We start from the raw sequence: 17,739 nt of genomic DNA, 5'->3' as shown, positions 1-17,739 counted from the left end.
CTCACCGACAGGCAGGGAACCCGCACCCCGTGCACCCACGTATCGAGGACTACGCCCTCATCGGCGACGAACAGACCGCGGCCCTGGTCGGCATGGACGGCTCGGTCGACTGGCTGTGCCTGCCGCGCTTCGACTCGGCCGCCTGCTTCGCCAGAATGCTCGGAGACGAGGACAACGGCCACTGGCGCATCGCCCCCAAGGGCGCCGACCGCTGCACCCGGCGCGCCTACCGGCCCGACACGCTGGTCCTGGACACGGAGTGGGAGACCTCCGAGGGCACGATCCGCGTCACCGACCTGATGCCCCAGCGCCACCGCGCCCCCGACGTCGTACGCATCGTGGAAGGCATCAGCGGCAAGGTCACCGTCCACAGCAGGCTCCGCCTGCGCTTCGACTACGGCTCGATCGTGCCGTGGGTACGCAGGTCCCACGGGCACCGGGTGGCCGTCGCGGGTCCCGACTCGGTGTGGCTGCGCAGTCAACCCGAGGTGCGCACCTGGGGCGAGGACTTCAGCACCCTCTCGGAGTTCACCGTCGAGGCCGGCGAGAAGGTCGCCTTCGTCCTCACCTGGCACCCCTCGCACGAGCCCCGGCCGCCGCTCGTCGACCCGTACAAGTCGCTGCGCACCAGCGTCGCGGACTGGAAGCGCTGGGCGGCCCGCTGCCGCTACGACGGCCCCTACAGGGACGCAGTCGTACGGTCCCTGATCACTCTCAAGGCCCTCACCTACCGCCCGACCGGCGGTATCGTCGCCGCGGCCACCACCTCACTGCCCGAGGACATGGGCGGCGTCCGCAACTGGGACTACCGGTACTGCTGGCTGCGCGACTCCACCCTCACCCTCGGTGCCCTCGTCTCTGCGGGCTACCACAAGGAGGCCGAGGCCTGGCGCGACTGGCTGCTGCGCGCGGTCGCGGGCGATCCGGCGGACCTGCAGATCATGTACGGCGTGGCGGGCGAACGACGGCTCCCCGAATTCGAACTGCCGCACCTCTCCGGCTTCGCCGGTTCGGCCCCCGTCCGGATCGGCAACGGCGCCGTCAACCAGCTCCAACTCGACGTCTACGGGGAGGTCCTGGACTCCCTGTGGCTGGCCCGCCGCGCGGGCCTGTCGCCCAAGCCGCACATGTGGTCGCTCCAGGCCGTCCTCCTGGAGTGGCTGCGAGCGCAGTGGCGACAGCCGGACGAGGGCCTGTGGGAGGTGCGCGGCGGGCGTCGGCACTTCGTGCACTCCAAGGTCATGGTGTGGGTGGCCGCCGACCGCGCCGTCCGCACCCTGGAGGAGTACGCCGACCTGCCCGGCGACCTGGAGGGCTGGCGCGAACTCCGGGACGAGGTGCACCGGGACGTGTGCGAGAAGGGCTACGACCCGGAACGCAACACCTTCACGCAGTACTACGGCTCCCAGGAACTCGACGCCTCCCTGCTGCTCATCCCCCGCTTCGGTTTCCTGCCGCCCGACGATCCACGGGTCGTCGGCACGGTCGACGCGGTCCGCGAGGCCCTGGGCCACGACGGCTTCGTACGCCGCTACGACACCGCCGCCGACACCCCCGTGGACGGGCTGCCCGGCGACGAGGGCGCCTTCCTGGCGTGCTCCTTCTGGCTCGTGGACGCGCTGCAGATGACGGGCCGCAAGAAGGAGGCCCGGGTGCTGTTCGAGCGGCTGGTGGGGCTCGCGAACGATGTGGGGCTGCTCGCGGAGGAGTACGACCCGGTGGCCGGCCGTCAGCTGGGCAACTTCCCGCAGGCGTTCAGCCACATCGGCCTGGTGAACACCGCCCTCGCCCTGTTCGGGGCCGAGGAGGCAGGATAGGAGCCATGGATCTTGGACTGAAGGACCGGGTGTACGTCGTCACCGGGGCCACCCGCGGGCTGGGCAACGCCGCCGCGCGCGAGCTGGTGGCCGACGGCGCGAAGGTGGTCGTCACCGGGCGGGACGAGAAGCGCGCGGCCGACGCGGCGGCCGAACTGGGGCCGAACGCGGTCGGCGTGGCCGTCGACAACGCCGACGCGGAGGCGCCGGCCCGGCTGATCGCCGCCGCGCGCGAGCGCTTCGGGGGCTTCGACGGCATCCTCGTGAGCGTCGGTGGTCCGCCGCCCGGGTTCGTCGCCGACACCACCGACGAGCAGTGGCAGTCGTCGTTCGAGTCGGTGTTCCTGGGCGCGGTGCGGCTCGCGCGCGCTGCGGCCGAGGAGCTGGAGGAGGGCGGTGTCATCGGGTTCGTACTCTCCGGGTCGGTGCACGAGCCGATCCCCGGGCTGACGATCTCGAACGCGCTGCGGCCCGGCCTGGCCGGTTTCGCCAAGTCCCTCGCGGACGAGCTGGGCCCGCGCGGCATCCGCGTCGTGGGGCTGCTCCCGGCCCGCATCGACACGGACCGTGTGCGCGAGCTGGACGGGCTGTCCGCGGACCCGGTGGCCACGCGTGCGGCCAACGAGTCGCGGATTCCGCTACGGCGGTACGGGACTTCGGACGAGTTCGGGCGGGTGGCGGCGTTCCTGCTGTCGCCGGCCGCGTCCTACCTGACGGGGATCATGGTCCCTGTAGACGGTGGAATGCGGCACGGGTTCTGACACTCCCCGTCAACTCAGTCCCGTCGCTCAACCCATCGAATCAACCTGTCAACTCACCCGCTCCGCGCGGTGCTTGACGCCCGTCAGGCGGACCTCCGTCGGCAGCGTCTCCAGGCCCGCCGAATCGCGGGCGTGGGCAAGGGCGTTGGCCGTCAGGTGGTCGAGGGCGACTCCGGGGTCCACGTGCGGTTCCAGGCTGAGCTGGACGCGGGCCTCGGGTGCGGTGCGGGTTCCGGCGAGCCGCACGTGCGCGTGGGCCACACCGTCCAGGGCGCCCGCGTCGGTGGCGAGGACGCCCTCCAGGGCCCGGCCCCGCAGCAGCGCGCCCTCGCCGTCGCCGGTGCTGACGGCGACCTCGGCGAGCCGGCGCCGCCGTAGCACCGCGACGAGCCACCACAGGGCGAGCAGGACGAGGACGGCGAGCACGGCGAGGACCGTCGGCCACCACCAGCCGTCGCCCCGCCAGCGGGTCCTCCGGGCGTCGCTCAGCAGGACGTCGTGGCGCCCGTCGTAGATCCACCAGGAGGGCGGCTTCACGCCGAGGCCCACGGCCAGTACGGAGCCGCCCAGCACGAGCAGTACGAGGCCCACGGCACCGATCACCGCGCGGTTGACGGTCCTGAGCATCGGCCTCATCCCTTCCGGCCGGAACGGCCGACGCGCACCGACAGCGCGGGCGGCCGGGCGAGTCCGAGCCCGGTGATCGCGTCGCCGAGCACGGCGTCCAAGTCGGCCCGTACGTCGTCGAGTTCACGGAAATGCGACACCGCGCGGACGTCGGCCTTGGTCCGGCTCGTCCGTACGCGTACCGACTGCACGCCCGAGACCTCCATGGCCCGGTCGCGCAGCACCATCGCGGCGGCGGCGCGTTGCAGACCGGCCCGGACGTCGGCGTGGGTGCGGCGCATCGGCAGCACCTGGCGCAGGCCGGGCGTGACGGCGAGCACGATCAGCCAGAGGCCGAGGGCGGCGGCGATGCCGGCGCCGACGAGCACCCAGGTGTCGTCCAGGGGCCGCTGGGCGAGTTGCCGGGCCAGTTCCCGGCGCCAGTGCGCGGCGGGCCGCTCCGCGCGCACGGCGGTGACGTCGTAGAGCAGGGCGCCCGCGCCGACGAGCAGCAGGACGGCGACGATGGCCGCGGGGACGCGGCGCGCCGACCAGAAGCGGCCGCCCTTGCCGTCTCCGTCATGGACGACGGGGGCGGGTTCGTAGTCGGACGCAGCGGTGTACCCGCCGTGTCCGGGATCGGTGTCCTTCTCGATGACCGGTAGTCGTTGGGTCGTGCCGTCGGAGCCTTGGGGCTCGCTCATCGCGTCCTCCCCTGTGCCGCGCCATGTGCCGGATGGAGCCGTTCCACTTGGACGGCGACCTCGGGCACCTCCATGCCCACCAACGCGCGTACCCGCTGAACCACCTGTCGACGCACCCGAAAACAGCGCTCGCCGATATCGCAGGGATAGTCGAGTTCGAGGTGCACGCGCACGCGTACCGTTTCGTGGTGTACGACGACGGTGGCATGCGGCGACGCGGCGTCCGGGTGCAGAGGTCCGAGCGCTTCACGCGCGGCCTGTGCGGCGATCTTGGCCACGACCCGGTCGGCGATGCGGGTGGCGCCCCGCTCGCCGGGCGCGACGACCGTCAGGGGTCTGCCGCGCTCGTCGACCGCGCCGTCCCCGCCGCTCACGGGCGTCATCGCCGCCGGTCGTCACGCGAGCGGAAGAAGTCGCCGAGTTCCAGGTCCCCCTCCAGGAACCGGCCGACGACGAACCCGATGGCGCCCAGGGCCGCCACCAGCAGAAAGGCCCCGAACCCGCCGAAGTATCCGGCGAAGCCCAGTGCCATTCCGGCGATCATGCCGACCACGGCCCTGCTCATCCTGCGCTCCTCAGCTCGTTCGTCGGCCCGCTCATCGATCGGCCCGCCGGTTCGTTCGTCGGCTCGGTCACTGGAGTCGGGGCTCCGGTTCCTCGTCCTCTTCGTCCGGCAGCTTCACGTCGCTGACCGCGATGTTGACCTCGACGACTTCGAGGCCGGTCATCCGTTCCACGGCCGCGATGACGTTCTCCCGTACGGCCCGGGCCACGTCCGCGATCGACACGCCGTAGTCGACGACGATCTCCAGGTCGAGCGCGGTCTGCACCTCACCGACCTCGGCCTTCACACCCCGGGACACCGACTTCGTGCCGCCGGGCACCCGGTCGCGTACAGCCCCGAAGGTGCGGGACAGCCCGCTGCCCATGGCGTGCACGCCCAGGACGTCCCGGGCGGCCAGCCCGGCGATCTTCTCCACCACGCCGTCGGCGATGGTGGTCCGCCCCCGGGACGCGGGGTCGCCGCCGCCGCGTTTGGTGGGGGGTTTGCGGGTCTGTACGGACTCCCGCTCGCCGTCGGGGTCCTGTGTCCGGTTCCGCTCCGTCATGTCGGTCATCGCCGTACATCCCTTTCGGTCGTCGTCCTTCGACCACGGTAGTTGCGGTTGCTCGGTCCCGCGCTGGACATGCGGCAGGCTGGAGGGATGACGGCGGACGCGTGGACGCGAGCGGTACGGCATCAACTGCGGCTTGGCAGGTTGCTGCCTCTGGGTGATCGGCGCGACGGGGCGTGGATCGCGGAGCGGGCGGCCGAGGCCGTACTCCGGGGCGCGGCGGAGCATGTACGGGGCGTGCGGCTGGGCGCGCTGCGGATCGCGCTCGCCGATCCCGAGGACACGCACGGGCCCGCCGTACCGCCTCCGCCGGGGGCGCTGCCGCCCGGGCCGCTGCGGATCACGGCCGACTTCGCGGCCGTGGCGACCGAGCCGCTGCCGGCCGCAGCGTCCCGGTTGCGTACGGCCCTGGCCTCGGCCGCTGCGGAGCGGCTCGGTCTGGTGGTGGACGAGGTTGATCTACAAGTGACTGTCCTGCTGGACCATATGGACGACATTGACGCCATGGACGATGTCGACCATGTGGACGATGCGGATCACGATCCTGCCGCCGACCTTGACCATGTTGATGACATTGATCGTGTAGACGATGTTGACCGTGTTGACGGCGACGGCGAGTCCCTGGTCGCCGCGGCCGCGCTCGCCGTCCCGGGAGTGGCCCGGCTGACCGGTGCGCTGGGCGGGCTCGGCCGGGCGGTGCACATCGAGGAGGTCGCCGGCGAAGGGGCGCTGCCACGTCTCCACGCGCGCGTGGAGCTCGCGGTGCGCGCGGACCGCCGGGCCCTGGATGTGGCCCGGGAGGTCCGCGCGGGCGTCGGCGAGGCGCTGCCGGATCACCCGACCGTGGCCGTACTGGTCACCAAGGTGGGCTGACGGCAAGATGGGCTGGCTGACGGCTTATTCGCCGACGCCGGCCAGGTCCCGCAGGCGTCGTGCCTGTGCGGCGCGCTCGGCGGCGCGCTGGTCGTCGTAGGCACGGCCCTGGACGCCCTGGAGCAGCGCCTTGGTCTCGATGAGGGCGTCGCGCGGGGCGGCCAGCAGTGCGGTCGCCAGGTCGCGTACGGCGTCCTCGACCTGGTCGCTGGGCACGGCGATGTTCGCGAGGCCGGTGCTGACGGCTTCCTCGGCCAGGACGGAGCGCCCGGTCGCGCAGATCTCCAGCGCGCGGGCGTAGCCGACGAGACCGACGAGCGGATGCGTGCCGGTCAGGTCGGGCACCAGTCCGAGGCTGGTCTCGCGCATGGCGAACTGCACATCGTCGGCGACGACGCGCAGGTCACAGGCGAGGGCGAGTTGGAACCCGGCCCCGATGGCATGCCCCTGGACGGCGGCGATGGACACGATGTCGCTGCGTCGCCACCAGGTGAAGCCCGCCTGGTACTCGGCGATGGTCCCGTCCAGCACGGCGTCATCACTGTGCGCGAGGTCGATGAACGACGGTTCGCCGTCGAAGCCCTCGGGCGTGAACGCCTGCCGGTCGAGTCCGGCCGAGAAGGACTTGCCCTCGGCACGCAGCACCACGACACGGACGGAGCCCGGCAGCAACCGCCCGGCCTCCGCCAACGCCCGCCAGAGAGCAGGACTTTGAGCGTTGCGCTTGGCCGGGTTGGTCAGCGTCACCGTGGCGATCGCGTCGTCGACGGTGAGCCGTACGCCGTCCTTGTCGAGTACGGGACCGAGGTCCTTGTCGTCCTGTTCGGGCGAAGCCATGGGGCGCCTCCGATGTGTGCGGTCAGCAGAGCAGAGCTAAGTGACTGCACAGTAACCACCCGGTCGGTCAGTCGTCCGACCGGGTGGCCACCATCGAAGCCGATGAGCCACCCGGGGTCAGGCCGAAGCCTTCTTGCCCCGGGTCGCCCCGCCACGCCCACGAAGCGTGACGCCCGACTCACTGAGCATCCGGTGGACGAAGCCATACGAGCGGCCGGTCTCCTCGGCCAGCGCTCGGATGCTCGCACCGGAGTCGTACTTCTTCTTCAGGTCTGCCGCGAGCTTGTCGCGCGCGGCGCCGGTTACCCGGCTGCCCTTCTTCAGAGTCTCGGCCACCCGTGCCTCCTCATGGGAAGTGCGCTCTTGGTCTCCTCATGATCACCCCTCCAAGCGTTCATGGCCACCCATTCGGCAAGGTCCGTAAGACAAGGTTTTGACGACAGGAGTGCGTCCCCACAAGTGGAATGTGGAATTCCTGAGGGTCGTGTCCGTACGGCCGAACGAGTTGTTCCGTGAAGTGCCTGGTCAGAGACGCAGGACGGCCGAGCCCTTGTCGATAAAGGGCTCGGCCGGGAAATCGGTGTACGACACACCTCGGTACGAGGAGATCTCACACAGATGGTGGATCACCGGTGGGCCGAATGATCCATACGCCGTGGATCAAGCATTCGGTCAAGCGGCGCTGACCGTCAGGCGAGCGCGACGAGATCCGCGTAGTCCGCGCCCCACAGGTCCTCGACGCCGTCCGGCAGCAGGATGATGCGCTCCGGCTGGAGCGCCTCCACGGCGCCCTCGTCGTGGGTGACGAGAACGACGGCGCCCTTGTAGGTGCGCAGTGCGCCGAGGATCTCCTCGCGGCTGGCGGGGTCCAGGTTGTTCGTCGGCTCATCCAGGAGGAGGACGTTCGCGGACGACACCACCAGGGTGGCGAGCGCGAGACGGGTCTTCTCGCCGCCGGAGAGGACCCCGGCGGGCTTGTCGACGTCGTCTCCGGAGAACAGGAACGAACCGAGCGTCTTGCGGACCTCGACCAGGTCCAGGTCGGGGGCGGCGGAGCGCATGTTCTCCAGGACCGTGCGCTCCGGGTCGAGGGTCTCGTGCTCCTGCGCGTAGTAGCCGAGCTTGAGGCCGTGGCCCTCGATGACCTCGCCGGTGTCCGGCTTCTCGGCACCGCCGAGGAGCTTCAGGAGGGTCGTCTTGCCGGCGCCGTTCAGGCCGAGGATGACGACGCGCGAACCCTTGTCGATGGCCAGGTCGACGTCGGTGAAGATCTCCAGGGAGCCGTACGACTTGGACAGGCCCTCCGCCATGAGCGGGGTCTTGCCGCAGGGCGAGGGCTCCGGGAAGCGCAGCTTGGCGACCTTGTCGGAGACACGGACCGCGTCCAGCCCGGCGAGCAGCCGGTCGGCGCGCTTGGCCATGTTCTGCGCGGCGACCGTCTTGGTGGCCTTGGCGCGCATCTTGTCGGCCTGCGAGTGCAGGGCGGCGGCCTTCTTCTCGGCGTTCTGCCGCTCGCGCTTGCGGCGCTTCTCGTCGGCCTCGCGCTGCTGCTGGTAGAGCTTCCAGCCCATGTTGTAGTAGTCGATCTGGGAGCGGTTGGCGTCCAGATAGAACACCTTGTTGACGACGGTCTCGACGAGGTCGGTGTCGTGGGAGATCACGATGAAGCCGCCGCGGTACGTCTTCAGGTAGTCGCGCAGCCAGACGATCGAGTCGGCGTCGAGGTGGTTCGTGGGCTCGTCGAGGAGCAGCGTGTCCGCGTCGGAGAACAGGATGCGGGCCAGCTCGATACGGCGGCGCTGACCGCCGGAGAGCGTATGCAGCGGCTGGCCGAGCACGCGGTCGGGCAGGTTCAGCGCGGCGGCGATGGTGGCGGCCTCGGCCTCGGCGGAGTAGCCGCCCTTGGTGAGGAACTCCGTCTCCTGGCGCTCGTACTGGCGCATGGCCTTGTCGCGGGTGGCGCCGCTGCCGTTGGCGATGCGCTGTTCGTTCTCGCGCATCTTGCGGATCAGGGTGTCCAGTCCGCGCGCGGAGAGGATGCGGTCGCTGGCGAGCACGTCCAGGTCGCCGGTGCGGGGGTCCTGCGGGAGGTAGCCGACCTCGCCGGAGCGGGTGACGGTGCCGCCGGCGGGCTGGCCCTCGCCGGCCAGGACCTTGGTCAGGGTGGTCTTGCCGGCGCCGTTGCGCCCGACCAGACCGATGCGGTCGCCCTTGGCGACACGGAAGGTGGCGGACTCGATGAGGACGCGGGCACCGGCGCGCAGCTCGATACCGGAGGCGGAGATCACGGTCAGACTCCAGAGCGGGGTCGTAGGCGGAAGGGGCGGCTGAGGACGTTCCCGCCGTCTAATGCGCGAGGAGAATGGCCATGGGCCAAGTCTAACGGGGCCGTGCAAGCGCTTTTCCTGTGCGCGGCGGGTCATCGCCCTGGGGCGGACGGTCCGGGGTGATCCGGTGCAGGCCGTCCACGGCCATGAGCTGCGCGGTCCGGTGCGGTGCCGGGAGATGAGCACCCCATGCGCGTGACGTACGGCACGCGCGTGCGTGCGCGCTCGGTGAGCGGGGCCGGCGTCGTCCCCCGTTCGGCCCCTCGTCCAACGCCGCGCCGGGAACGGCGGGCGAGGATGACGCCATGCAGTTCGACGACGACGCGAATCTGGACACCTCCGAGGTGCAGGACGTGCGCGGCAGCCGGATTCCCGGTGGCCGGGCGACCGTGGGCGGTGGCCTCGCGGGGCTGATCGCGCTGCTGCTCGGGCTCTTCTTCGGCGTCGGTCCGGACAACCTGGGGTTGTCGTCGGGCAGCGACTCGCCGGTGGCGACCGCGTCCTCGCTGGCCCAGGTGCAGTCGTCCTGCCGTACCGGGCAGGACGCGAACGCCAAGGAGGACTGCCGCATCGTGGCGGTGGTCAACAGCGTGCAGGACTTCTGGACGCAGGAGTTCCGGCGGCGCAGCGGTACGTACACGCGGTCGCCGACGGTCTTCTTCAGCGGGCAGGTCGCCACAGCGTGCGGGACGGCGACCTCGGCGGTGGGGCCGTTCTACTGCCCCGGCGACCGGAAGGTCTATCTGGACCTGGGGTTCTTCGACGAGCTGCGGACGAAGTTCGGCTCCAGTGGCGGGCCGTTCGCGCAGGCGTATGTCGTGGCGCACGAGTACGGGCACCACGTGCAGGACCTGATGGGCACGCTCGGCAGGTCGCAGGACGGGCGGACCGGCGCGAACAGCAACGCGGTGAAGGTGGAACTGCAGGCGGACTGCTACGCCGGGGTCTGGGCGCATCACGCGACCACCACGAAGGACGAGTCGACCGGCCGGCCGTTGATCACCAGCCTCACGGACGCCGACATCCGGGACGGGCTGGACGCGGCGGCGGCCGTGGGCGACGACCGGATCCAGGAGCGGTTCCAGGGCCGGGTGACGCCGGAGAGCTGGACGCACGGGTCGGCCGCGCAGCGGCAGCAGTGGTTCTACCAGGGATACAGGACCGGGGACATGGCGCAGTGCAACACCTTCCGCTGACGGCGGTCGGCAGCCGCGATGTCCGGTTCGCGGGGGCGTTGTCAGTGGCGGGTGCAAGACTCGTCGAAAGCGATCGAAGCAGCGGAAACACCGAGGAACCCGACAACAGCTGACAACACCACGCGCACAACGAAGTGATCGGCATGACAGGCGAGAACAGCGGGCGTCCGAGCATCTACCCGTCCCTGCTGTACGCGGACGCGAAGGCGGCGATCCGGCAGCTCACGGAGGCCTTCGGCTTCACCGAGCTGGCGGTGTACGAGGGCGAGGACGGCTCGGTGATGCACGCGGAGCTGGTGCAGGGCAACGGCGCGGTGATGCTCGGCTCCAAGGGCCGCGGCGGCCGTTTCGACGAGGCGATGAAGAGCGCGGGTCCCGCCGGGGTGTACATCGTCGTGGACGACGTCGACGCCCATCACCGGCGGGCCGTGGAGCACGGCGCGGAGATCCTGATGCCCCCGACGGACCAGGACTACGGATCGCGGGACTACATGGCCCGGGACGCCGAGGGCAACATCTGGAGCTTCGGTACGTACGCTCCGGACATAGGGATCTGACCGCACCTGACCTCGCGCCTAGCTTCCCCCCGTGTGCACCTGGAAGGCCGCTCGGCGTACGGCCTTGGCGAGGGCCGGGTCGGGGTGGGCGGCGGCGAGCGCGACGAGGACCTGCACGGTGCGGGGATGGCCTACGGCGCGGACCTCGTCGAGGAGCATCGGGACGGTCGGCTGGATGGCGGACTCCAGGTGCCGTACCAGCAGCGGGGCCTCCCCGTGGTCGGCGACGGCAGCGGCGGTGTCGACCCACAGCCAGGTGGCCTCGGCGCGGGTGAGCACCTCGTGCGCGTCCTCCGGGTCGATCCCGTCGTGCTCGGCGAGCCACAGCAGGGCGTACGGCCGCAGGGTCGCCTCGTCGACGACGGCGCGGACGTCGGGCTCGGCCGGGGCGCCGACGACGCGCAGCGCCTCGAAGGCGAGGCCGCGCAGCAGGGCGTCCTCGCCGCGGGCGGCGTCGATCAGCTGGCCGACGGCGGTGCCCACGGTGCGGGCGGCGAGCCAGGCGCGGTACTCGGCGCGGGCGGCGTTCGGGCGGAGCTGGGAGCAGCCGCGGAGCATGTCCTCGGCGGACTGCTCGATGTTCCCGGCGGGGCTCTGCGCGGCTACGCAGATCTGCTCCAGCTTGACCCAGACCGCCCAGCTGCCGAGTGGGGTGAGGGTGGCCTGGGCGTCGCCGTAGGTGAGGGCGCCGACGGAGGCGAGGGCGTGCAGGGCCCAGTCGAGGAGGGTGTCGAGAGGAGTGTCGGGGGTGTCGGCGGCCGGGGGCCGCTGGACGGGTTCGGGCTGGGGGCCGTAGGGGATCTCGCAGCGCTCGGTGCGCAGTTCGGTGACCCGTTGGCCGAGGAGGTCGAGGAGCTGTTCGACGGGGACGGGTCCGGCGGACAGCTGGAGGAAGGAGAGCACCTGAGGCATGGCCGAGACGACCTCGGCGACGGCTGAGGGCTCGTGCTCCCGGGGTTCCGGGTGGGCGAGCGACCAGGCGTCGAAGAGGGCGACCCAGCCGCGCAGTACGGCGCTGTCGTCGCGGTCCCAGGCGCGCAGCCGCCAGCCGGGGCGGGCCTCGTCGCCGTGCACCTCGACGAGGCCGGCGAGGCGGGCGGTGTCCCAGTCGGCGCGGACCTGAGCCGGGGTCAGGCCCAGATCCTCGGCCGCGAGTTCGGCGGTCGAGTCGGAGAGGGTGCCCTTGCCGTCGGGGCTCGCGCTGTCACGGCCGGGGCGTAGTGCGGCGTCGGCCCAGTGAGCGACGCGGGCGGCTCCGGCCAGGCCGGAGCGAGCCATTCTGGCCAGTTCCGCGGGGGCCGGTGTGCCCTCCGGAGGGCGGGGTGCGGGGCGGCGCGAGCGCCGCTGGTTCATCGCTCGGGGGGCGGCGGCCAGGGGTCGCGGGCGGACGAGTCGAAGCCTGGAGTCGCGCGGGATACGGGACGTCACGGGTGCAGTCTTCCGGTTGACGGTCCGAAAACCCAAACGGAATGTCACGGCGGGCGACAGGGAGGGCCAAGGCACGGGGTCCCGCGGGCAGCTGGGGACCGGGATCAGGCCAGTGGTACAGGGCTAAACGGAAGGTCGGCGGGGTGTGGCGGGGGTGGGAGTCCGGGGTGGTGAAGGGGGGCGTCCGGTACGGGCCGGTGGATCACATCAGCGGTGTGCGGATCACATCAGGGGTGTCAGGAAGCGGCGCAGGATCTCCTGGTATCCGGCCGGGTCAGCGTTCCACATCGCGCTGTGCGGGGCGTGGGCGACCGGCTGGAGGGTGATCAGGTCCGGGCGCTGGGCGGCGAAGCGGCGGGAGAGGGTCCAGGGGGCCACCGTGTCGTCCGGGCCGTGGAAGATCAGGGTCGGGACCCTGAGCCGGGCCGGATCGGCGGCCTCGGCGATGCGGTCGCCGTGCAGACCGGTGCGGCCCTGGGCGGCGCGGACCGCCAGCGGCAGCAGCGCCCCCGGGGTGTGCCGGGCCGTGGCGAGGGCACGCAGCGTCCTCTCCCAGTGCAGCACCGGCGAGTCCAGCACGAGGCCGGAGACGCGGTCGCGCATCGCGGAGTGGGCGGCGGCGCGCAGCGCCATGGTGGCGCCGGTGGACCAGCCGTACAGGACGACGTGCTCGGCGCCGTAGCGCACGGCGTAGCGGATCGCCGCGTCCAGGTCGCGCCACTCGGTCTCGCCGAGGTGGCCCAGGCCGTCGGGGTTGCGGGGTGCGCCCAGGTCGCCGCGGTAGGCGAGGGCGAGCACCGGGAAGCTGCTGCGGTGCAGGAACTCCATGACGTTCAGGGAGAGTTCGCGAGTGGCCGCGAGGCCGTGCACGGCGATCACCCAGGTGCTCCGCGCCCCGGGGACGAACCACGCGGGCAGGGAGCCGAGTTCGCCGGGGATGTCGATGTCGGCGTGGTCCAGGCCGAGGGCGGCGCTCGGGTTGCCGACGTGGACGTTCGGGGTGAGCCAGACCTTGTCGCCGGGGCGGAGGGTGCCGTGGGTGACACGTTCCAGGCGGCGTACGACGGCGTCGGCGGAGGGCGACGCCGCGTCCACGACGGGCCCGACGACCGCGTGGGAGCCGTCGCCGGCGAGGCCGTAGGTGCCGGGGCGCAGGGACGCGAGGTCCCGGGTGAGCGCGATCTGCCCGGCGGCGGTGGAGTGCACCGTGAGCCGGGGTTCGGTCGGCAGGGGACGTCCGGGCGGCGCCTTCAACGCGGCGTCACTGGCGAACCGCCCGACGGCGACACCGGCGACACCGGCCGCGAGGGCCACGGAGACGGCCGCGGCCGTCGCTTTGACTGTGCGCACGGGTCCAGTGTCCAGGGGGAGGCGGCTACCGGCCAGCCGGAGGGGGCGCGGTGTTGAGCGGGGGGTGCGTCGGGGCGGGGTGGTTCGGTGAGGGTGGGAAGGGCGGTGCCGGTGGTGGTCGGCGCTGCTTGAGTGGCGATGCGGGCGATGGTGAGGGGACTGCGCCGGTCGCGCGGGGCCTTAAAGGGTGACGCGCGGCGGGCCGGCGGCGGAAAGCACCAGGCACCAGGGTGACGTCAGGCCGGCCGGTTGCGCGGGACACGGGGTGATGCGCGGCGGCCGGTGACGCGGATGATGCGAGGCAGCTCGGCGCCGCCGGAAGGGTCCTCGCCGGAAGGTCCTCGCCGGAAGCACACCCCGGAAGGATCCGAAGGAAGCGAGCCGGCGACAGCGCCCACCTAGCCCTAGCCGCGCTCACCCTCGCCACCCGGCCCCCTCACCATGTCACCCCCGCCACCCTCACCCCAGCCAACCTCGCCCCCCTCACCACCGCCACCCTCACCCCAACAACCTCGCCCCTTCACCACCACCTGCACCCCAGACACAGCCGACCTCGCCCTCTCCCTTCCGCCGCCCATACCCGCACCCTCACCCTCGCCGCGCCCTCCCCTCCCCCTCACCTCGCGCGCGTTCTCCCCTCATCCCGCCGCGGACTCACCCCTCAACTCGCCGCGCACTCACCCCTCACCCCGCCGCACGCTCACCCTGCCCATACCCCCGCAACCGCTCCCCCGCCTCCGCCACCTGTTCCCCCGTCAGCAACGTCGGCGACAACCCCGGCACCGACGAAGCCGTCAGCCACAGTCGGCACATCCACTCCAGCTGGGCCGTGCGGTCGAAGGCCTGGTCCAGGGAGTCGCCGTAGGCGATCGTGCCGTGGTTCTGGAGGAGGCAGGCGGAGCGGCCCATCAGGGCCTGGAGCATGTTCTCGGCCAACTCCTCCGTGCCGTACGTCGCATACGGGGCAACCCGGACCGGCCCGCCGAGGGCGCCGGACATGTAGTGGACGGAGGGGAGTTCGGGGACGAGGGTCGAGACGGCCGTCGCGTGGACGGCGTGGGTGTGGACGACGGCGTGGGTGTCGGTGCTGCGGTAGACGGCGAGATGCATGGGGAGTTCGCTCGTCGGGAGCAGGGTGCCGAGGACCTGGCGGCCGTCGAGGTCGACACCGACCGTGTCGGCGGGTGCGAGGCGGTCGTAGGGGACGCCCGACGGTGTGACCAGGACGGTGTCGCCGACGCGCACCGAGACGTTCCCGGAGGTGCCGACGACGAGGCCGTCGGAGACCGTCCGGCGGGCGGTCGCGACGAGCGCGCCCCAGGCATGCGCCTCCTCGGCGCGCACACTCCTCCTCCGTGCCTCCCCCGCAGCTCCCGCACTCTCCCGGGCGCCCCGCCCGTCCCCCTGGTCCCGCCGTTGCTCAGCCATGCCGCGATCCTGCCAGCCGGTGCCCCAACGCACGTTCGGGCGAAGGCACTTTAGGCCGGAAGCCGTGCATCCGAAAGATGACATATGGGCGTTAACCGCCCACTCCAGTCGCTTGGCTGGAGACCGACCGGCATTGACGGATCTTCCAATAACCTCTGGGAGATTTGTCGTGCACGCCGCCATTTCCGGGGGAAACATGGCCCGTGATCGCAAACCGTCCCTGACTCGCACCCACCCTCAATTCCGCTCCCGCGCCCACCTCTCCGCGGCCGCCGTCGCCGCGCTCACCGTCGGCGCAACCACGCTCGCGCTCACCGAGATCCCGGCCGCCGCCACGAGCATCGCCGCGAGCGCGACGAAGGGCCACGACGTGTCCTCGCACCAGAAGAACGTCAACTGGCCCAGCGCGAAGGCGAAGGGCGCCACGTTCGCCTACGTCAAGGCGACCGAGTCGACCACCTACCGGAACCCGTATTTCAGTCAGCAGTACGACGGCGCCCGCAAGGCCGGCATCATCCGCGGCGCGTACCACTTCGCCCTGCCGGACAGATCGTCGGGCGCGAGCCAGGCCGCGTACTTCGTGGCGCACGGCGGCGACTGGAAGGCGGACGGCTGGACGCTGCCGCCCGCGCTGGACATCGAGAACAACCCGTACGACAAGAAGCACGGCTGCTACGGCCTGAGCAAGACCGGGATGGTCAACTGGATCAAGGCCTTCAGCGCCGAGGTGAACCGGGAGACCGGCCGCCGTCCGGTGATCTACACGACCACCCTGTGGTGGAAGACCTGCACGGGCAACAACAGCTCCCTGGCCTCGGCACACGCGCTGTGGATCGCCCGCCACGAGTCGGCGGACGCGGGCTCGCTGCCCGCCGGATGGTCGTACTGGACCTTCTGGCAGTACGACAACAGCGGGAGCCTGCCGGGTGACCAGAATCTCTTCAACGGGACGGTGAGCCAGCTGCGGAAGTTCGCCCGCGGTTACTAGGCAATCCGGCCACCACGGATACCCCCTCAGTTCATCTTCCGTTCATCCAGGTTTCCTACGGTCAACGCGCCAATGACCTCGAACGATTGCCTGGGTAAATGGAAAGCTTCTCGCTGATCCTCGCGATTGTGGTGATCACCGCACTCGCGTTCGATTTCACGAACGGTTTCCACGACACCGCCAACGCGATGGCCACCACCATCTCGACCGGTGCGCTCAAGCCCAAGGTCGCGGTGGCCATGTCGGCCACCCTCAACCTGGTGGGCGCTTTTCTCTCCGTGGAGGTCGCCAACACGATCTCCAAGGGGCTCGTCGATGAGAGCGGCATCCGTCCCGAGGTCATTTTCGCCGCCCTCGTCGGCGCGATCCTCTGGAACCTGGTGACCTGGCTCGTCGGCCTGCCGTCCAGTTCCTCGCACGCCCTGATGGGCGGTCTGATCGGCGCCACCATCGCCTCGGCCGGCACCGGCGCGGTCCACGGCGACGTCCTGGTCACCAAGGTCCTGCTCCCGGCGATAGCCGCCCCGATCGTCGCGGGCATCGCGGCGATGCTCGCCACCCGCTTCTCCTACGCCCTGAGCCGCGACGCGGGCGGCAAGGCCGCCGACAAGGGCTTCCGCGTCGGCCAGATCGCCTCCGCCGGACTGGTCTCGCTGGCCCACGGCACGAACGACGCCCAGAAGACGATGGGCATCATCACCCTGGCCCTGGTCGCCGGCGGCTCCCTCGCCCCCGACTCGGACCCGCCCACCTGGGTCATCCTCTCCGCGGGTCTCGCCATCGCGATGGGCACGTACATCGGCGGCTGGCGCATCATCCGCACCATGGGCAAGGGCCTGACCGACCTCCAGCCGCAGCAGGGCTTCGCCGCCCAGACCAGCGCGGCCGCGGTCATCCTGGCCTCCTCGCACATCGGCTTCTCCCTCTCCACCACGCACGCCGTCTCCGGTTCCGTGATGGGCGCGGGCCTCGGCCGCAAGGGCGGTGTCGTCCGCTGGTCGACCGCGACCCGGATGTTCGTCGCCTGGGGTCTGACGCTGCCGGCCGCCGCGCTGGTCGGCGCGCTCGCCGAGTCCGTGACCGACCTCGGCGACTGGGGCACCGCGCTGGTGGCCGTCTTCCTTGTCGCCTCCAGCACCGGCATCTGGCTGCTCTCCCGCCGCCAGGTCGTCGACGCCTCGAACGTCAACGAGATCGACGAAGCGGCCGGCGTGGTGACCACCGCGATCGCCGCCGTGACCCCGCCGCCCCCGTCGGTCGCCCTCTCCGAGGGTCTGACGGCGACGATCCCGTCCCCGGTCCCGGCCACGAAGGCCGACCCGGCCGCCACCGTCTGAGCCCGCGCCCCAGTCACGAAGGAACGAATCAGCATGCACATCGACTGGGCAGCCCTCGGCTCCGTCTTCGGCGTCAGCCTCGTGGCCACCGTGGCCCTCGTGGCGGTCTTCACCCTTGGCGTCGTCGGCCTCTCCCGCCGCGAACGCGCCACCGCCCAGGGCGACTCCGCGCCCCTCGCCCTGACCGGCGCGTACGCCTGCTTCGCGGCCTGCGCGGCTGCGGTGGCGTACGGGATCTATCTGATCGTGGCCTGACCGGCCCCAAGTTGAACGGCACGTGGGGTGGGGGGGGGGGGGCCCGCCCCCCCCCCCCCCCCCCGGGGCCCCCCCCCCCCCCCCCGGGGGGGGCCCCCCCCCCCCCCCCCCCCCCCGGCCACAGCAACATGTAGGCCCATCCAACAACCAGGTGGACTGC

Annotated in this window: 19 protein-coding genes; 8 read left to right on the top strand and 11 right to left on the bottom strand. The window is 71.6% G+C overall.

Going from position 1 to position 17,739, the window contains the following annotated elements:
* The first annotated feature begins 29 nt into the window (after positions 1 to 29).
* Together ACGFY9_RS47055 and ACGFY9_RS47050 are read left to right on the top strand one after the other, a co-directional pair.
* Positions 30 to 1,817 (top strand): glycoside hydrolase family 15 protein, encoded by a 1,788-nt coding sequence (locus tag ACGFY9_RS47055; RefSeq protein WP_393765040.1) that lies wholly within the window; start codon positions 30 to 32, stop codon positions 1,815 to 1,817.
* 5 nt (positions 1,818 to 1,822) lie between these two features.
* A complete protein-coding gene (locus ACGFY9_RS47050; protein WP_393765038.1) occupies positions 1,823 to 2,578 on the top strand; it encodes an SDR family oxidoreductase in 756 nt (251 codons plus the stop codon).
* A 48-nt stretch (positions 2,579 to 2,626) separates the two neighbouring features.
* On the opposite strand, the gene amaP is transcribed toward ACGFY9_RS47050, so the two are convergent.
* The 5 genes from amaP to ACGFY9_RS47025 form a co-directional block, all read right to left on the bottom strand.
* Positions 2,627 to 3,205, bottom strand: coding sequence for an alkaline shock response membrane anchor protein AmaP (gene amaP / locus ACGFY9_RS47045; protein WP_393765036.1), 579 nt, complete (start codon positions 3,203 to 3,205; stop codon positions 2,627 to 2,629).
* A gap of 5 nt (positions 3,206 to 3,210) precedes the next feature.
* Positions 3,211 to 3,888 (bottom strand): DUF6286 domain-containing protein, encoded by a 678-nt coding sequence (locus ACGFY9_RS47040; RefSeq protein WP_393765034.1) that lies wholly within the window; start codon positions 3,886 to 3,888, stop codon positions 3,211 to 3,213.
* A complete protein-coding gene (locus ACGFY9_RS47035) occupies positions 3,885 to 4,271 on the bottom strand; it encodes an Asp23/Gls24 family envelope stress response protein (RefSeq protein ID WP_393765032.1) in 387 nt (128 codons plus the stop codon). Before ACGFY9_RS47035 ends, ACGFY9_RS47040 begins: the two co-directional genes overlap by 4 nt.
* The gene (locus tag ACGFY9_RS47030; RefSeq protein ID WP_019060657.1) at positions 4,268 to 4,453 is read right to left on the bottom strand and encodes a hypothetical protein; all 186 of its coding nucleotides are present in this window, start codon (positions 4,451 to 4,453) and stop codon (positions 4,268 to 4,270) included. Before ACGFY9_RS47030 ends, ACGFY9_RS47035 begins: the two co-directional genes overlap by 4 nt.
* Before the next feature lie 67 nt (positions 4,454 to 4,520).
* A complete protein-coding gene (locus ACGFY9_RS47025) occupies positions 4,521 to 5,006 on the bottom strand; it encodes an Asp23/Gls24 family envelope stress response protein (RefSeq protein WP_393765030.1) in 486 nt (161 codons plus the stop codon).
* Between the two features lie 87 nt (positions 5,007 to 5,093).
* Here ACGFY9_RS47025 and ACGFY9_RS47020 point away from each other — a divergent pair, with 87 nt between their 5' ends.
* Positions 5,094 to 5,876: a nucleopolyhedrovirus P10 family protein gene (locus tag ACGFY9_RS47020; protein ID WP_393765029.1), complete on the top strand. Its 783-nt coding sequence runs from the start codon at positions 5,094 to 5,096 to the stop codon at positions 5,874 to 5,876.
* Between the two features lie 24 nt (positions 5,877 to 5,900).
* On the opposite strand, the gene ACGFY9_RS47015 is transcribed toward ACGFY9_RS47020, so the two are convergent.
* From ACGFY9_RS47015 to ACGFY9_RS47005, 3 genes are all read right to left on the bottom strand, one after another.
* On the bottom strand, positions 5,901 to 6,713 hold the full coding sequence (locus tag ACGFY9_RS47015) for an enoyl-CoA hydratase/isomerase family protein (RefSeq protein WP_393765027.1): 813 nt from the start codon (positions 6,711 to 6,713) through the stop codon (positions 5,901 to 5,903).
* Positions 6,714 to 6,830: 117 nt separating this feature from the next.
* Positions 6,831 to 7,049, bottom strand: coding sequence for a helix-turn-helix domain-containing protein (locus tag ACGFY9_RS47010; protein ID WP_019060653.1), 219 nt, complete (start codon positions 7,047 to 7,049; stop codon positions 6,831 to 6,833).
* A gap of 353 nt (positions 7,050 to 7,402) precedes the next feature.
* On the bottom strand, positions 7,403 to 9,001 hold the full coding sequence (locus tag ACGFY9_RS47005) for an ABC-F family ATP-binding cassette domain-containing protein (RefSeq protein ID WP_266767336.1): 1,599 nt from the start codon (positions 8,999 to 9,001) through the stop codon (positions 7,403 to 7,405).
* A 344-nt stretch (positions 9,002 to 9,345) separates the two neighbouring features.
* Between ACGFY9_RS47005 and ACGFY9_RS47000 the strand changes: the two genes are divergently transcribed.
* Complete coding sequence (locus ACGFY9_RS47000; protein ID WP_393765025.1) at positions 9,346 to 10,236, top strand: neutral zinc metallopeptidase; 891 nt, start codon at positions 9,346 to 9,348, stop codon at positions 10,234 to 10,236.
* Positions 10,237 to 10,379: 143 nt separating this feature from the next.
* Complete coding sequence (locus tag ACGFY9_RS46995) at positions 10,380 to 10,793, top strand: VOC family protein (RefSeq protein WP_393765023.1); 414 nt, start codon at positions 10,380 to 10,382, stop codon at positions 10,791 to 10,793.
* Positions 10,794 to 10,811: 18 nt separating this feature from the next.
* Here ACGFY9_RS46995 and ACGFY9_RS46990 read toward each other — a convergent pair whose 3' ends face one another.
* From ACGFY9_RS46990 to ACGFY9_RS46980, 3 genes are all read right to left on the bottom strand, one after another.
* Positions 10,812 to 12,221, bottom strand: a complete 1,410-nt coding sequence (locus ACGFY9_RS46990) for a hypothetical protein (protein ID WP_393765021.1) — start codon at positions 12,219 to 12,221, stop codon at positions 10,812 to 10,814.
* A 222-nt stretch (positions 12,222 to 12,443) separates the two neighbouring features.
* On the bottom strand, positions 12,444 to 13,571 hold the full coding sequence (locus tag ACGFY9_RS46985; RefSeq protein WP_393765019.1) for an alpha/beta hydrolase: 1,128 nt from the start codon (positions 13,569 to 13,571) through the stop codon (positions 12,444 to 12,446).
* Positions 13,572 to 14,255: 684 nt separating this feature from the next.
* Positions 14,256 to 14,999, bottom strand: a complete 744-nt coding sequence (locus ACGFY9_RS46980) for a class II aldolase/adducin family protein (protein WP_393765017.1) — start codon at positions 14,997 to 14,999, stop codon at positions 14,256 to 14,258.
* Between the two features lie 196 nt (positions 15,000 to 15,195).
* Between ACGFY9_RS46980 and ACGFY9_RS46975 the strand changes: the two genes are divergently transcribed.
* From ACGFY9_RS46975 to ACGFY9_RS46965, 3 genes are all read left to right on the top strand, one after another.
* The gene (locus tag ACGFY9_RS46975; RefSeq protein ID WP_393765016.1) at positions 15,196 to 15,987 is read left to right on the top strand and encodes a lysozyme; all 792 of its coding nucleotides are present in this window, start codon (positions 15,196 to 15,198) and stop codon (positions 15,985 to 15,987) included.
* A gap of 98 nt (positions 15,988 to 16,085) precedes the next feature.
* Positions 16,086 to 17,324: an anion permease gene (locus ACGFY9_RS46970; protein ID WP_393765014.1), complete on the top strand. Its 1,239-nt coding sequence runs from the start codon at positions 16,086 to 16,088 to the stop codon at positions 17,322 to 17,324.
* A 33-nt stretch (positions 17,325 to 17,357) separates the two neighbouring features.
* The gene (locus ACGFY9_RS46965) at positions 17,358 to 17,579 is read left to right on the top strand and encodes a hypothetical protein (RefSeq protein WP_393765012.1); all 222 of its coding nucleotides are present in this window, start codon (positions 17,358 to 17,360) and stop codon (positions 17,577 to 17,579) included.
* The last annotated feature ends 160 nt before the right edge of the window (positions 17,580 to 17,739 follow it).

It is taken from the genome of Streptomyces sp. NPDC048504, from assembly GCF_043200035.1.
Lineage (GTDB): Bacteria > Actinomycetota > Actinomycetes > Streptomycetales > Streptomycetaceae > Streptomyces.
The sequence above is the reverse complement of the archived record's forward strand: the minus strand, read 5'-3'. Positions and strand labels throughout refer to the sequence as shown.

Excerpts from the sequence above, each read along its gene's own strand:
- ACGFY9_RS47050 (WP_393765038.1), top strand. The coding sequence starts at position 1,823 with ATGGATCTTGGACTGAAGGACCGGGTGTACGTCGTCACCGGGGCCACC.
- amaP (WP_393765036.1), bottom strand. The coding sequence starts at position 3,205 with ATGCTCAGGACCGTCAACCGCGCGGTGATCGGTGCCGTGGGCCTCGTA.
- ACGFY9_RS47040 (WP_393765034.1), bottom strand. The coding sequence starts at position 3,888 with ATGAGCGAGCCCCAAGGCTCCGACGGCACGACCCAACGACTACCGGTC.
- ACGFY9_RS47035 (WP_393765032.1), bottom strand. The coding sequence starts at position 4,271 with ATGACGCCCGTGAGCGGCGGGGACGGCGCGGTCGACGAGCGCGGCAGA.
- ACGFY9_RS47030 (WP_019060657.1), bottom strand. The coding sequence starts at position 4,453 with ATGAGCAGGGCCGTGGTCGGCATGATCGCCGGAATGGCACTGGGCTTC.
- ACGFY9_RS47025 (WP_393765030.1), bottom strand. The coding sequence starts at position 5,006 with ATGACCGACATGACGGAGCGGAACCGGACACAGGACCCCGACGGCGAG.
- ACGFY9_RS47020 (WP_393765029.1), top strand. The coding sequence starts at position 5,094 with ATGACGGCGGACGCGTGGACGCGAGCGGTACGGCATCAACTGCGGCTT.
- ACGFY9_RS47015 (WP_393765027.1), bottom strand. The coding sequence starts at position 6,713 with ATGGCTTCGCCCGAACAGGACGACAAGGACCTCGGTCCCGTACTCGAC.
- ACGFY9_RS47000 (WP_393765025.1), top strand. The coding sequence starts at position 9,346 with ATGCAGTTCGACGACGACGCGAATCTGGACACCTCCGAGGTGCAGGAC.
- ACGFY9_RS46995 (WP_393765023.1), top strand. The coding sequence starts at position 10,380 with ATGACAGGCGAGAACAGCGGGCGTCCGAGCATCTACCCGTCCCTGCTG.
- ACGFY9_RS46980 (WP_393765017.1), bottom strand. The coding sequence starts at position 14,999 with ATGGCTGAGCAACGGCGGGACCAGGGGGACGGGCGGGGCGCCCGGGAG.
- ACGFY9_RS46975 (WP_393765016.1), top strand. The coding sequence starts at position 15,196 with ATGGCCCGTGATCGCAAACCGTCCCTGACTCGCACCCACCCTCAATTC.
- ACGFY9_RS46970 (WP_393765014.1), top strand. The coding sequence starts at position 16,086 with ATGGAAAGCTTCTCGCTGATCCTCGCGATTGTGGTGATCACCGCACTC.
- ACGFY9_RS46965 (WP_393765012.1), top strand. The coding sequence starts at position 17,358 with ATGCACATCGACTGGGCAGCCCTCGGCTCCGTCTTCGGCGTCAGCCTC.